Origin of the sequence: Ligilactobacillus ruminis DSM 20403 = NBRC 102161 (assembly GCF_900113455.1) — a bacterium.
GTDB lineage: Bacteria > Bacillota > Bacilli > Lactobacillales > Lactobacillaceae > Ligilactobacillus > Ligilactobacillus ruminis.
In genome coordinates, this window is the sequence record NZ_FOPI01000007.1 from 74,591 (window position 1) to 87,075 (window position 12,485).

The window sequence follows — 12,485 nt, forward strand, 5'->3', positions numbered from 1 at the left end:
TTTTTGCGTTTGCTTTTTGATTTCAAAAGAATTATGTTATAAGAAAACGAAAAAGGGCTGATGTAAAATGCATGTCATTACGCAAAAAGATGTTGAAAACGTTATCCAAAAACGAATCGAGACAGGTCACAAGGGAACCTTTGGCCGTGTTTCAGTCATCGGGGGCAATGCCAATATGGGAGGAGCGGCAATTATGGCCGTGCAGGCTGCCGTCAAGGCCGGAGCCGGACTGACCACCTGCATTTCGCATAAAGCCAATCTCACGGCGCTTCATGCGCGCGTTCCTGAAGCAATGTTCATTGATTATTTCGACAATGACGCCTTATGCAAATCCGTTTTCCAATCAAACGTCGTCGTTGTCGGACCGGGTCTTGGGACGGATGAAACGGCCAAGCAGGTTTTTTCTTCCGTCTTGAAAAATGCAAACCAGACGCTGATCATCGACGGCTCAGCCATCACCATGCTTGCAGAAGACGATCAGCTAAAAAAATTGACGCCAAGCGCAAAAATCATCTTTACCCCTCATGAAATCGAATGGCAGAGGCTTTCCGGCTTAAGTCAAGCAGAACAGACTCCTGCTAAAAATGCAGCCAAAGCTCTTGAATTGAATGCCGATGTCGTTTTAAAAAAACACGGTACGGAAATTTACCACCTTTCAGGAAAATGCTCAAAGCTCACGATCGGAGGTCCATACATGTCAACCGGCGGAATGGGAGACACGCTTACCGGAATCTGTGCGGCCTTTTTGGCTCAGTTCAAGGGTGATCAGGATCAAATCCTGGACGCCGCCGTCTATACACATTCCGATATTGCGAATCTGCTTGCAAAAGAGCGCTACGTTGTTTTGCCAAGTGAAATCGCCGATAATTTGCAAAAATACATGAAACATAGATGCAATGGCCAGATTTTATGAAACTTAATTCATGTTTTTGAAAACATATTGATTCTGACTGCAAAAAACCACCGCCAAATTGACGGTGGTTTTTTTATCAGTCTCTGATTTTAAGTTCTTCAATCTCCGTTTGAGTCAAGGCTCTGTATTTCCCAGGATCAAGTCGATCGTCAAGTTCAAGCGATCCCATCTTAAGCCTTTTAAGTTCCAGCACGTGCATCCCCGTGCTGGCAAACATCCGCTTGATCTGGTGATACTTGCCTTCAGAAATCGTAATCTCGATTTCTGACATACCGGCATCTTCATCAGCCTTCCTGACGACAAGCCTGGAAGGTTTGGTAACTTCGCCGTTCTTCAATTCAATCGGCTTTGAAAAAAGCTCGACTTCAGCCTCGGTCACGATTCCTTCAATCTTTGCCTCATAGACTTTTTCAACATGCTTTTTTGGTGCCAGTAAATCATGCGCAAGCGCCCCGTCATTCGTCAAAAGCACCAATCCCGTCGTATCCTTATCAAGTCTTCCGACTGGAAAAAGTCCTTTGATGCGATCTTTTTTGTCAATCAAATCAAGCACGGTCTTTTGAACGGAATCTTCCGTTGCAGTGATGACGTTCTTGGGCTTATTCAGCATATAGTATACAAAACTTTGATACGTCAGCTTTTTTTTATCAAGACAAACAACGTCTGAAAACTCGTTTATTTGTCTTTTTCCTGAATTTTCAGTCACGCCGTTGACCGTTACTCGTTTGCTCTTCAAAAGAACTTTGACCTCGCTTCTGGTCCCCTGATTACATTCGGCTAAAAATTTATCTAGTCTCATTTTCACTGTCCTTTATGAAAAAATTGTAAACCGCTCCCAGACATGCAAACCAGACAAGCGAAAACAGCAAAGACATCAGCGTGCTTTTTGAAAATGCCAGCAAAATCAAAACTGCCAGGAAAAAGATGATCGTGACCCAATTCGAAACGGGGAACAGCGGCATCGCAAAAAGCGTCTGTTCGCCTTTGCAACGTTTCTTATATTTGTAATGACAAACAACCAAAACGATCCAGATGAAAACAAAACTGACCGTTGCAATGCCTGAAATGATTTCAAAAATTGCGGCCGGCAAAAAGAAGTTTAAGATTACGATCACAAACAAAATAACGGACGAAAAAACCAAAGCATTGACAGGTACGCTGCGATTATTGCTTTTGCCTAGTTTTTTTGAAGCCTGTCCGCTGTTTGCCAAAACAAACAACGTCCGACTCGTGCTAAAAATCGCACTGTTGCAAGCGGACAAAGCGGCCGTCAAGACAACGAAATTAATGACTCCGGCAGCAATCTTGATGCCAATGCCGCTGAACACCTGAACGAACGGACTTGAATTTGTTGCAATCTGATTCCAAGGATAAATGCACATCAAAACAAACATCGAACCGACGTAAAAAAGTCCGATTCTGATCGGCAAAGTATTGATTGCCTGCGGAAGATCACGTTTCGGATCAGCCGTTTCGCCAGAAGTCAGACCAACCATCTCAATTCCCGTAAAGGCAAAGATAACCATCGGAAATGCTGCCAGCAACCCATTGAACCCCTTCGGGAAAAAGCCGCCGTAACTGACGAGGTTGCTTAACGAAACGTTGTGTCCTCCGACCTTGGCATTCATCGCAAGCAAAACGACGCCTGTTCCGATCAACGCCAAAATTGCCAAAACCTTAATGCTTGAAAACCATGTTTCCAATTCTCCGAATGCTCCGACACTGAGCAAATTAAACGCCAATAGCAAAACGATTATCCAAAATGCCGTCAACCACTGCGGAATTCCCGGAAACCAATACCTGATATAAATCCCGCTTGCGGTCAAATCTGCCATTGCCAAAGATTCCCAACAAAGCCAATATGTCCATCCGACAATAAATTCGAAGAGCGGACCCAAATATTCGCGTACGAATTCGATAAATGAATTCTTCGAAAGATCCGATAAGATCAATTCGCCAATTGCGCGCATCATGAAAAAACAAAATATGCCGGCAATAAAATACGCTAAAATAATTGCCGGACCGGCCTTTTGAATTGCTGTTCCTGAACCCAAAAACAGTCCTGTTCCGATTGCTCCGCCAATCGCAATCATCTGAACGTGCCTGTGCGTCAGTGATCGTGATAGTTCGTTGTTCAAATCCTTACCCCCTATAATTGTTATCATTATAGTAAATATTCATGCATTAATCAAGGAAAGAAGGTTAATCGACTGCCTGTAATTCTAATTTTGTTCGTTTTATGGCGAAAATCGGCTCTCTAAAACTCAAATCCTTCTTTTTTGATATTCAAAATAAGTATTATCAATTATTAAAGTTCGTTTTTAACAAAGAAGGCTGACAAACTCTGTCTCAAATTAAAAAACCGGATGATTTGCAATCAATTGCAAATTTAATCTGGGTTTTTGCATATGCATGACAATCGCTTCTTGCTATGATGTGAATAAGGAAAAAGTTTGTTTTCATGTAGCAAAACTGAAAAAAATGCCGGACAAAATCAGTCGACTTGCGACTTCCGTTGTTCGGCATTTAATTATTTCAAGAGAAAAACGGGACTTTCTTCTCAGGTTCTTAACGATATTGATTATTTTACGACAATATTGACCAGTTTGCCCGGAACGGAAATGACACGAACCACGTTCTTGCCTTCAACGAATTCCTTGACATGTTCATCTGCCATCGCAAACTTTTCAAGCTCTTCTTTTGAGATGCTGCTTGAAACCTTCAAGTGTTGGCGAACGCGGCCGTTAACTTGAACGACGACCTCGACTTCATCTTTAACAAGTTTCGATTCGTCATATTCAGGCCATTTTGCATAAGCGATGCTCCCGACATGACCAATCTTTGTCCAAAGCTCTTCAGCCAAGTGCGGAACGAGCGGAGCCAGAAGCTTGACGAATCCTTCAACGTATTCAAGTGGCAAAGAATCTGCCTTATAACAATCATTGACGAAAACCATCATTTGAGAAATGGCCGTATTGAAATGCATCTTCGTAAAGTCTTCAGTAACCTTCTTGACCGTCTGGTTGTAGGCAAAGTCAAGCTCGCCTTCATTGATCGTCGTAATTCGATCGCGCATGTTGTCATCTTCATCGATGATCAAATTCCAGATACGATTGATGAACTTGTAAGCACCGTTTAACCCGTCTTCGCTCCATGGCTTGGATGCTTCCAAAGGTCCCATGAACATTTCATAAAGGCGAAGCGTATCTGCACCGTATTGCTCAACAATATCATCAGGATTGATGACGTTGCCCTTCGACTTGGACATCTTTTCATGGTTGTTTCCAAGAATCATTCCTTGGTTGACCAGCTTTTGGAACGGTTCTTTCGTAGGAACGACACCCAAATCATACAGGAATTTATGCCAGAATCGTGCATAAAGCAAGTGCAAAACGGCATGTTCGGCACCACCGACATAAAGATCGACCGCCATCCAATGCTTGAGCTTGTCATAATCTGCAAGCTTTCCTTGGTTGTGCGGATCAACATAGCGCAAGAAGTACCATGAACTGCCTGCCCATTGAGGCATCGTATTCGTTTCGCGCCTTCCTTTGCGCCCGTTCTTGTCGACGACATTTACCCAGTCGTCAAGATTTGCCAACGGACTTTCACCGGTGCCGGATGGCTTGATGTCCGTTGCTTTTGGCAAACGAAGCGGAAGCTCGTCTTCAGGAACAAGCGTTGTTTCACCGTCTTCCCAGTGAATAACCGGAATCGGTTCGCCCCAGTAGCGTTGGCGAGAAAATGTCCAGTCACGCAAACGGTAGTTGACTTTCTTCTTGCCGATGCCTTTTTCCTCAAGCCATTCAACCATTTTGTCGATGGCTTCCTTTTTGCCGAGTCCATCCAAAAAGCCGGAATTGATATGCTTGCCGTCGCCCGTGTAGGCTGCTTCTTCAACGTTGCCGCCTTCAATAACCGGTTTGATCGGCAAATCAAATTTTTTGGCAAATTCATAGTCACGTTCATCATGAGCAGGAACAACCATGATTGCACCGGTGCCATAAGATGCCAAAACGTAATCGGCGATCCAAATCGGAAGTTTCTCACCGTTTACAGGATTGATGCAGTAGCTTCCCGTAAACACGCCGGTCTTTGTTTTTGCAAGATCGGTACGTTCAAGATCCGATTTATGAGCACATTGATCAACATAAGCTTCAACGGCCTCTTTTTGCTCAGCAGTCGTCAAAGAACTTACATATTCATGTTCAGGTGCCAAAACCAAAAGCGATGCACCAAAAAGCGTATCAGGACGAGTCGTGAAGACTTCGATCTGCTTGTCGTCGTGGCCGCAAACGCTGAATTTTACGGAAGCGCCAACGGAACGACCAATCCAGTTGCGCTGCTGATCCTTGATTGCTTCAGGCCAGTCAAGGTCATCCAAGTCATCAATCAAACGATCAGCATATGCGGTAATTTTCAAAACCCACTGGCGCATCGGTTTCCTGACAACAGGATACCCGCCGCGTTCCGTCTTGCCGTCGATGATCTCTTCATTGGCAACGACCGTTCCGAGTTCCTGGCACCAGTTGACGGGAATTTCTGCTTCGTATGCAAGGCCTTTCTTGTACATTTGTTCAAAGATCCATTGTGTCCACTTGTAATATGACGGATCAGTCGTATTTACTTCACGATCCCAATCGTACGACAAGCCCAATGACTTAATCTGACGACGGAAATTATTGATGTTCTTCTTCGTAAACTCACGCGGAGAGTTTCCCGTCTTCAATGCGTATTGTTCAGCAGGAAGTCCGAAAGCGTCCCATCCCATCGGATGCAAAACATCGTATCCCTGCATCCGTTTCATGCGCGAAATAATATCCGTTGCCGTATATCCCTCCGGGTGTCCGACGTGAAGTCCTTGACCAGACGGATAAGGAAACATGTCCAGTGCATAAAATTTCTTCTTGTCAGGATCTTCGCTTGTCTTGAAGGTCTTGTGTTCTTCCCAATAATGCTGCCACTTTTTCTCGATTGCTTTGTGATCGTAAGCCATTTTGAAACTTCCTCCTTGTAATAAATAAAAAAGCCCTACACGAAGTTTTCACTTCATATAGGACGAATAAATCGCGGTACCACCTATGTTCCAGCAATTGCTGACGCTTTTTCTCGTAACGGGAGATACCGTCCTTGCCTACCTCTCCATGTTCAGCAAGAAACTCAAAGGCGAGTTCGAAGCACTCAATTTGCATGTTCACACCAGCCACACGCTCTCTGACAAATCTCGTCCTTCTAATAATCCTTCTTAGCGTTCAAATATTGTTTTAATATTAGCAAAATCGGACTCTTTTTTCAAGTCTTTAAACCGAATTGACAAAACTTAATTTAAATACAGCGTCTGACCCACGTAAATCGTATCGCTTGCCAAGTGGTTTACGGCCTTCAAATTATTGACGGTCGTCTTATTGTCAGCCGCAATTCGCCATAAACTGTCGCCGGCTTTAACCGTGTATTTTTTCTTGGACTTATCAGAAGCATTAGTCGTCTTAGCATACGTTTTCGCATTTACGGAAGATTTCTGCGTCACTTTAAGCCTTTGACCAACATAAATCGTATCAGAAGACAGCCCGTTGATTCGCTTCAATTCTGCAACCGTCAACCCTTGCTTGTTGGCTACTGCCCATAAACTGTCGCCTGATTTGACGACGTATGTCGCACCCGCTTCTGCCGTTTCCTTTGAGCTTGTCTTGATTTTTTGCTTGGTATCTGAAGAAGTTCCCTTAATCTTCAAAACCTGTCCCGGAATAATCAGGTTGTCTTTTAAGCCGTTCAGCGACTTCAATTCATCCATGCTCATGCCGCATTCGTGCGCTATCTTCCAAACGCTGTCGCCTGATTTGACCGTGTAAGTCGAAGGCTTGGTTACCTGATTTTGTGACGGCTTATTTTGATTTTGTGACGGTGCGCTTTGCTTTTTCTCGGATACGACCAATTTTTGTCCGACAAAAATCATATCGTTGGAAAGCTTGTTTAAATTTTTAAGCTGAGATACGCTCATGTTATGATTCGTCGCAATTTTCCAGAGACTGTCGCCCGACTTGACCGTATAAGTTTCATTGCTCGTCGTCTGCTGAGGTTCTTTTTTTCCTTGTTGCTGCTGAACGGTCGATTTTTTCTGACCAATGACGAGTTTTTGCCCGACATGGATCAAATTTGATGAAAGATGATTCCAGCTCTTCAAATCATTTACGTTGCAGCCGTGTTTGGTTGCTATGCCCCACAAGCTGTCGCCTGCCTTGACCGTATATGTCTCAGCACTCGTAACCGTCTGCTGATGACGATCATTATTGTTGCCGTTCGAATTCTGATTTTGATTCGTTTCGTTATTCGTATTTTGTTGAGCAGACTTTCTGATCTTGAGCGTCTGACCCACGTAGAGATTGTTGCTCGTCAAGCCGTTTGCCTTCTTCAACTCATCAAGCGTCATCCCGAATTTTTGCGCAATCCCCCACAAGCTGTCACCGGCAACGGCCGTGTAAGTCCCGTTCGTAGCAACGCTTGCATTTGAATTATTGTTACTATTGTTATTATTGCTGTTCGTATTATTCGAAACTGGTTTCATAACCGTTCCGGTATCATATTGCGTCAAATTGTATCTTTCAATCATGGAAATCAGCTTTGATGCATAACTCGGATCGGTTGCATACGTCCCATAGACGCCGTTGCGCAAATTTTGCGCGGCCATGGCGTAACTTGAAGCCTGAGCCTTGGTCGAACGCGGAAAATGACTGCAAATCAAATTGGCATAAGCATTCAATGATTCCGTATAGCTTGAATAACGCTGAAAACGTGCCATTACCGTATGGTACGCACCGCCATAATATTCTTGCGTCGACAGATTGATATACGCACCGGATCCGTTCCACTTGACGCCAAACAAATTATAAGCAGCAGTCGACAGATAGCTTCCGCCCCACCCGCTTTCAAGGGCCGCCTGCGCAATCATCAATGATGCATACAAGCCTCTTGCGCTTGCAACTTGACGTGCTGCCGGAGCAACGTTGTTTAAAAAGCTCTGCACGTTTCCTGAATAACTTGTATTTGCCTGAACCGACCTTACCACCGGAACGCCGGCAACTGCCTGTTGGGTACTGACATCGGCCTGAGTCTCGGTTTGAGAATCATGCTTTGTTTGATCTGTCTTAATCGATTGCTGCTGAGTCTGTTGGTTTTGAGCAGCAAGCTGCTGAGTTGTCTGCTGTGCTTGCTGTTCGGCACGTTGCGTTTGTCCGACCGTATTATTTTGAGATTCTGACGAAGATGACGCTGATTCCTTCGTCTCATCAGAAGATGATTGACTTGAAGCCTGATGATTTCCGTTTGTCTGAACGTTATTATCAACTTGAACCGTATCAGCCGAAACCTTTGAACTGCTGCTTAGCGCAAAACCAGCGGTTCCCATCAAAACAGTGGTCCCAATATAGGTCGTAGCCTTTTTTACAGATCGGATATTCTGCAATACCTGGATCTGCTTTTCCCGTTCGATTCGCTCTTTTCTTTTTTTCATTTGAGCCCCACCTTATTTTATATCGTTCGTAAATAACACTACAAAGTGATTATATCAGATTTTTAAGCATCAAAGTTAAAAAAACACTTCTTAACTTTATATTCTTTATAATTTAGATATAACTTCATAATTAATTCAACTATATTTAAAATAATTAAATTAATTCACGATTATCTATTTTTACTTCTAAAAAATAAAAGAGTCTCAACATGAAGCCAAGACTCTTAAACAATCATTATTTATTTTAAATTCAGTGCTGCTTTCAATTCGTCGACCTTATCGAGATGTTCCCATGGAAGGTCGATGTCAGTACGTCCAAAATGACCATAAGCAGCTGTCTGCTTATAAATCGGTCTCCTCAAATCAAGCATTTCAATGATGCCGGCCGGGCGAAGATCGAAGCATTTTCGAATTGCCTTAATCAATTCGTCATCGCTGACGCTGCATTTTCCAAAAGTGTTAACCGAAACAGACACTGGTTGTGCCACACCGATCGCATATGCAAGCTGAACTTCAACCTGCGGTGCAATTTTGGCAGCAACGATGTTCTTGGCAATATAGCGTGCAGCATAGCTTGCGGAACGGTCGACCTTAGTCGCATCCTTGCCTGAGAAAGCACCGCCGCCATGATGTGCAAATCCGCCATAAGTATCAACGATAATTTTGCGCCCGGTAAGTCCGGCATCGCCTTGCGGACCGCCGATTACGAAACGCCCTGTCGGATTGATGAAATATTTCGTCTTATCATCTAAAAGATCTTCCGGAATCACTTTGTTGATTACGTGTTCCTTAATATCTTTTCTGATTTGATCCAACGATACGTCTTCCAAGTGCTGGGTCGACAAAACCACCGTGTCTACTCGCAAAGGCTTATTATCTTCATCATACTCCACCGTAACTTGAGCTTTAGAATCTGGTCCAAGATATGGAAGTTCACCGCTTTTGCGAACCTCGGCTGTTTTCCTCATCAAACGATGACTGAGCGCAATCGGAAGCGGCATAAATTCAGGCGTTTCATCAATGGCATAGCCAAACATCAAGCCTTGATCTCCGGCACCAATCTGATCCAACGGATCGACCTCGCCGTTTTTGATTTCAAGTGAAGTATCAACGCCCATTGCAATATCGGCCGATTGTTCGTCAATTGCAGTCAAAACAGCACAATTGTCGCCATCGAAACCAAATTTTCCGCCAACGTAGCCGATACCCTTGATCGTGTCACGAACTACTTTTTGAATATCAATGTAGGCACTTGTTGAAATTTCTCCAACAACAACTACCAATCCGGTTGTTACAGTTGTTTCAGCTGCGACCCTGGCATTAGGATCCTTTTTAAGCAACGCATCCAAAATTGCATCACTGATCTGATCGGCAATTTTATCCGGGTGTCCTTCTGAAACTGATTCTGACGTAAACAAATGTCTTTCTGACATAATAAAATTCCCCCATTCATTATATTTGTGGTTACAAGGCATCTTCACTAAAAGCGTGAATCCTATCGGGAATGAGTTGTAACGCTTAGATTATACCATAAGTATCGGAAATTAGTAAAAAAGTTTAAGTCTCAAACGGGATATTTAAAATAACTTTCATCAAAAATGATTCCGACATGCATTGTTCAGAAGACAACAGGAGGACAACAAAATTGCAACAACTTCACAGTTTTTAACGAAAATTAACGCTAACTATAAAACAAAAACCCCGTCAAAACGGGGTTTAAGCAATTTAACGATAAATTTTGATACCGGTGATCGGGGTCGAACCGATACGTCCTCAACGGACACTGGATTTTGAGTCCAGCGCGTCTGCCAATTCCGCCACACCGGCATAATACTTGAAATTGCCACATCAGCAAGGGCGGTAGGTGGGAATCGAACCCACGCGTGCCGGAGCCACAATCCGGTGCGTTAACCACTTCGCCACTACCGCCATCATCAACCAAATGTTAAATAATTCAGCTGAATCACTTAGCAAATATGGAGGATACAGGGCTCGAACCTGTGACCCTCTGCTTGTAAGGCAGACGCTCTCCCAACTGAGCTAATCCTCCATAAAAGGTCATCAAAATGATGACCGAAATTTTAAAGTCACAACGGTCCTAACCGGATTTGAACCGGTGATCTCCTGCGTGACAGGCAGGCGTGATAACCCCTACACCATAGGACCAAATTGCGGGAGCAGGATTTGAACCTACGACCTTCGGGTTATGAGCCCGACGAGCTACCAGACTGCTCCATCCCGCGATAATAACTTAAAAAGATGACCCGTACGGGATTTGAACCCATGTTACCGCCGTGAAAGGGCGGTGTCTTAACCACTTGACCAACGGGCCATACCAACTAACGGAGAAAGAGGGATTTGAACCCTCGCGCCGTGTTACCGACCTACACCCTTAGCAGGGGCGCCTCTTCAGCCACTTGAGTATTTCTCCATAATGGGCCTAAATGGACTCGAACCATCGACCTCACGCTTATCAGGCGTGCGCTCTAACCAGCTGAGCTATAGGCCCATCAATAAAAAAGAGCGGGTGACGAGAATCGAACTCGCGACAACAGCTTGGAAGGCTGTGGTTTTACCACTAAACTACACCCGCATGGTAATGGCGCGGGACGGAATCGAACCGCCGACACAAGGAGCTTCAATCCTTTGCTCTACCGACTGAGCTACCGAGCCATGAAATTATATTCAAACGGTCCTAACCGGATTTGAACCGGTGATCTCCTGCGTGACAGGCAGGCGTGATAACCCCTACACCATAGGACCAAATTGCGGGAGCAGGATTTGAACCTACGACCTTCGGGTTATGAGCCCGACGAGCTACCAGACTGCTCCATCCCGCGATAATAAAAAGGAGGATAAGAGATTCGAACTCTTGCGTGGTTTTACCCACCTGACGGTTTTCAAGACCGTTCCCTTCAGCCAGACTTGGGTAATCCTCCGTAATTGCTTTCATACTTTAATCCATAAAGCATATGGACCTTGTAGGACTCGAACCTACGACCGGACGGTTATGAGCCGTCTGCTCTAACCAACTGAGCTAAAGGTCCGAGACGTTAAGTACGAAATATCGCGGCGGAGGGGATCGAACCCCCGACCTCCCGGGTATGAACCGGACGCTCTAGCCAGCTGAGCTACACCGCGATTCTATTGAAGCAAGAACTTTACTCCTATCGGGAAAACAGGATTCGAACCTGCGACCCCCTGGTCCCAAACCAGGTGCTCTACCAAACTGAGCTATTTCCCGATGATGCACCCAGTAGGAGTCGAACCTACAACCTTCTGATTCGTAGTCAGACACTCTATCCAGTTGCGCTATGGGTGCATATTAACTTTTAACCATTAACTGGTTAAGCGGAAGACGGGATTCGAACCCGCGACCCCCACCATGGCAAGGTGATGTTCTACCACTGAACTACTTCCGCATATGCCGACTAGAGGATTCGAACCTCCGACCCTCTGATTACAAATCAGATGCTCTGCCAGCTGAGCTAAGTCGGCATGTCTTGAAACAATTTATAATCGACAACTTCTTAAGTTTATCAAATCATTCAAGAACTGTCAAGCATTTATTTATTAGATGAGTCGTGACAGGCTCGAACTGTCGACCCTCTGATTAAAAGTCAGATGCTCTACCGACTGAGCTAACGACTCATAAATGGAGGATACAGGGCTCGAACCTGTGACCCTCTGCTTGTAAGGCAGACGCTCTCCCAACTGAGCTAATCCTCCGCATGGCAACGTCCTACCCTCACAGGGGGCGATCCCCCAACTACTCTCGGCGCTATGGAGCTTGACTTCTGTGTTCGGAATGGGAACAGGTATATCCTCCATGCCATCATCACCACACTATTTTCCTTGAGAAAACCTTGTTCTCTCAAAACTAGACAATATTCACTTCTCTTTTCAAGAACCTGCGTTTTTTTGGTTAAGTCCTCGACCGATTAGTAATGGTCCGCTCCATGCGTCGCCGCACTTCCACTTCCATCCTATCTACCTGATCATCTCTCAGGGGTCTTAACTCCATAAAGGAGTGGGAAATCTTATCTCGAGGTGAGTTTCGCACTT

6 protein-coding genes, 21 tRNA genes, 2 rRNA genes, 1 riboswitch and 1 other annotated feature are annotated in these 12,485 nt (G+C 44.7%); of the genes, 1 reads left to right on the forward strand and 28 read right to left on the reverse strand.

Annotated features, from left to right (window positions below; all coding sequences use genetic code 11):
• Positions 1 to 67 precede the first annotated feature (67 nt).
• Positions 68 to 913, forward strand: a complete 846-nt coding sequence (locus tag BMZ95_RS02770; protein WP_046922748.1) for an NAD(P)H-hydrate dehydratase — start codon at positions 68 to 70, stop codon at positions 911 to 913.
• 76 nt (positions 914 to 989) lie between these two features.
• Here the strand turns inward: BMZ95_RS02770 and BMZ95_RS02775 are convergent, their stop codons facing one another.
• From BMZ95_RS02775 to BMZ95_RS02910, 28 genes are all read right to left on the reverse strand, one after another.
• On the reverse strand, positions 990 to 1,712 hold the full coding sequence (locus tag BMZ95_RS02775) for a pseudouridine synthase (protein ID WP_014073847.1): 723 nt from the start codon (positions 1,710 to 1,712) through the stop codon (positions 990 to 992).
• Complete coding sequence (locus BMZ95_RS02780; protein WP_046922747.1) at positions 1,699 to 3,051, reverse strand: amino acid permease; 1,353 nt, start codon at positions 3,049 to 3,051, stop codon at positions 1,699 to 1,701. Before BMZ95_RS02780 ends, BMZ95_RS02775 begins: the two co-directional genes overlap by 14 nt.
• Before the next feature lie 443 nt (positions 3,052 to 3,494).
• Entirely contained in the window at positions 3,495 to 5,909 is a 2,415-nt protein-coding gene (leuS, locus tag BMZ95_RS02785) for a leucine--tRNA ligase (protein ID WP_014073850.1), read from the reverse strand.
• Positions 5,910 to 5,964: 55 nt separating this feature from the next.
• Positions 5,965 to 6,171, reverse strand: a binding site (T-box leader).
• A gap of 62 nt (positions 6,172 to 6,233) precedes the next feature.
• Positions 6,234 to 8,420: a LysM peptidoglycan-binding domain-containing protein gene (locus BMZ95_RS02790; protein ID WP_046922746.1), complete on the reverse strand. Its 2,187-nt coding sequence runs from the start codon at positions 8,418 to 8,420 to the stop codon at positions 6,234 to 6,236.
• A 239-nt stretch (positions 8,421 to 8,659) separates the two neighbouring features.
• Positions 8,660 to 9,853 carry a methionine adenosyltransferase gene (metK, locus tag BMZ95_RS02795; protein WP_014073852.1) on the reverse strand — a complete coding sequence of 398 codons (1,194 nt, stop codon included), beginning with the start codon at positions 9,851 to 9,853 and terminating at the stop codon, positions 8,660 to 8,662.
• Positions 9,851 to 9,940: riboswitch (SMK box riboswitch) on the reverse strand. (Overlaps the previous gene by 3 nt.)
• A gap of 222 nt (positions 9,941 to 10,162) precedes the next feature.
• A tRNA-Leu gene (locus BMZ95_RS02800) sits at positions 10,163 to 10,247 on the reverse strand.
• A gap of 29 nt (positions 10,248 to 10,276) precedes the next feature.
• Positions 10,277 to 10,349, reverse strand: a tRNA-His gene (locus tag BMZ95_RS02805).
• 48 nt (positions 10,350 to 10,397) lie between these two features.
• A tRNA-Val gene (locus BMZ95_RS02810) sits at positions 10,398 to 10,470 on the reverse strand.
• A 43-nt stretch (positions 10,471 to 10,513) separates the two neighbouring features.
• A tRNA-Asp gene (locus tag BMZ95_RS02815) sits at positions 10,514 to 10,586 on the reverse strand.
• A gap of 3 nt (positions 10,587 to 10,589) precedes the next feature.
• Positions 10,590 to 10,663: transfer RNA gene (locus tag BMZ95_RS02820), tRNA-Met, on the reverse strand.
• A gap of 17 nt (positions 10,664 to 10,680) precedes the next feature.
• Positions 10,681 to 10,752: transfer RNA gene (locus BMZ95_RS02825), tRNA-Glu, on the reverse strand.
• A gap of 11 nt (positions 10,753 to 10,763) precedes the next feature.
• Positions 10,764 to 10,851 (reverse strand) — tRNA-Ser (locus BMZ95_RS02830).
• A 4-nt stretch (positions 10,852 to 10,855) separates the two neighbouring features.
• Positions 10,856 to 10,929: transfer RNA gene (locus tag BMZ95_RS02835), tRNA-Ile, on the reverse strand.
• A gap of 13 nt (positions 10,930 to 10,942) precedes the next feature.
• Positions 10,943 to 11,013: transfer RNA gene (locus BMZ95_RS02840), tRNA-Gly, on the reverse strand.
• A gap of 7 nt (positions 11,014 to 11,020) precedes the next feature.
• Positions 11,021 to 11,093 (reverse strand) — tRNA-Phe (locus BMZ95_RS02845).
• A gap of 17 nt (positions 11,094 to 11,110) precedes the next feature.
• Positions 11,111 to 11,183: transfer RNA gene (locus BMZ95_RS02850), tRNA-Asp, on the reverse strand.
• A 3-nt stretch (positions 11,184 to 11,186) separates the two neighbouring features.
• A tRNA-Met gene (locus BMZ95_RS02855) sits at positions 11,187 to 11,260 on the reverse strand.
• A gap of 9 nt (positions 11,261 to 11,269) precedes the next feature.
• Positions 11,270 to 11,359, reverse strand: a tRNA-Ser gene (locus BMZ95_RS02860).
• A gap of 34 nt (positions 11,360 to 11,393) precedes the next feature.
• Positions 11,394 to 11,467, reverse strand: a tRNA-Ile gene (locus BMZ95_RS02865).
• A 20-nt stretch (positions 11,468 to 11,487) separates the two neighbouring features.
• Positions 11,488 to 11,561, reverse strand: a tRNA-Met gene (locus BMZ95_RS02870).
• A gap of 29 nt (positions 11,562 to 11,590) precedes the next feature.
• Positions 11,591 to 11,664 (reverse strand) — tRNA-Pro (locus BMZ95_RS02875).
• Between the two features lie 4 nt (positions 11,665 to 11,668).
• A tRNA-Arg gene (locus BMZ95_RS02880) sits at positions 11,669 to 11,742 on the reverse strand.
• Positions 11,743 to 11,770: 28 nt separating this feature from the next.
• Positions 11,771 to 11,842: transfer RNA gene (locus tag BMZ95_RS02885), tRNA-Gly, on the reverse strand.
• A gap of 3 nt (positions 11,843 to 11,845) precedes the next feature.
• Positions 11,846 to 11,918: transfer RNA gene (locus BMZ95_RS02890), tRNA-Thr, on the reverse strand.
• An 80-nt stretch (positions 11,919 to 11,998) separates the two neighbouring features.
• Positions 11,999 to 12,071: transfer RNA gene (locus BMZ95_RS02895), tRNA-Lys, on the reverse strand.
• A gap of 5 nt (positions 12,072 to 12,076) precedes the next feature.
• Positions 12,077 to 12,149 (reverse strand) — tRNA-Val (locus BMZ95_RS02900).
• Positions 12,150 to 12,266: ribosomal RNA gene (gene rrf, locus BMZ95_RS02905) — 5S ribosomal RNA — on the reverse strand.
• A gap of 75 nt (positions 12,267 to 12,341) precedes the next feature.
• Positions 12,342 to 12,485 (reverse strand): 23S ribosomal RNA (locus BMZ95_RS02910); the annotation flags it as partial.

Coding starts and splice junctions, on each gene's coding strand:
- leuS (WP_014073850.1), bottom strand. CDS start 5,909: ATGGCTTACGATCACAAAGCAATCGAGAAAAAGTGGCAGCATTATTGG.
- BMZ95_RS02790 (WP_046922746.1), bottom strand. CDS start 8,420: ATGAAAAAAAGAAAAGAGCGAATCGAACGGGAAAAGCAGATCCAGGTA.
- BMZ95_RS02775 (WP_014073847.1), bottom strand. CDS start 1,712: ATGAGACTAGATAAATTTTTAGCCGAATGTAATCAGGGGACCAGAAGC.
- BMZ95_RS02770 (WP_046922748.1), top strand. CDS start 68: ATGCATGTCATTACGCAAAAAGATGTTGAAAACGTTATCCAAAAACGA.
- metK (WP_014073852.1), bottom strand. CDS start 9,853: ATGTCAGAAAGACATTTGTTTACGTCAGAATCAGTTTCAGAAGGACAC.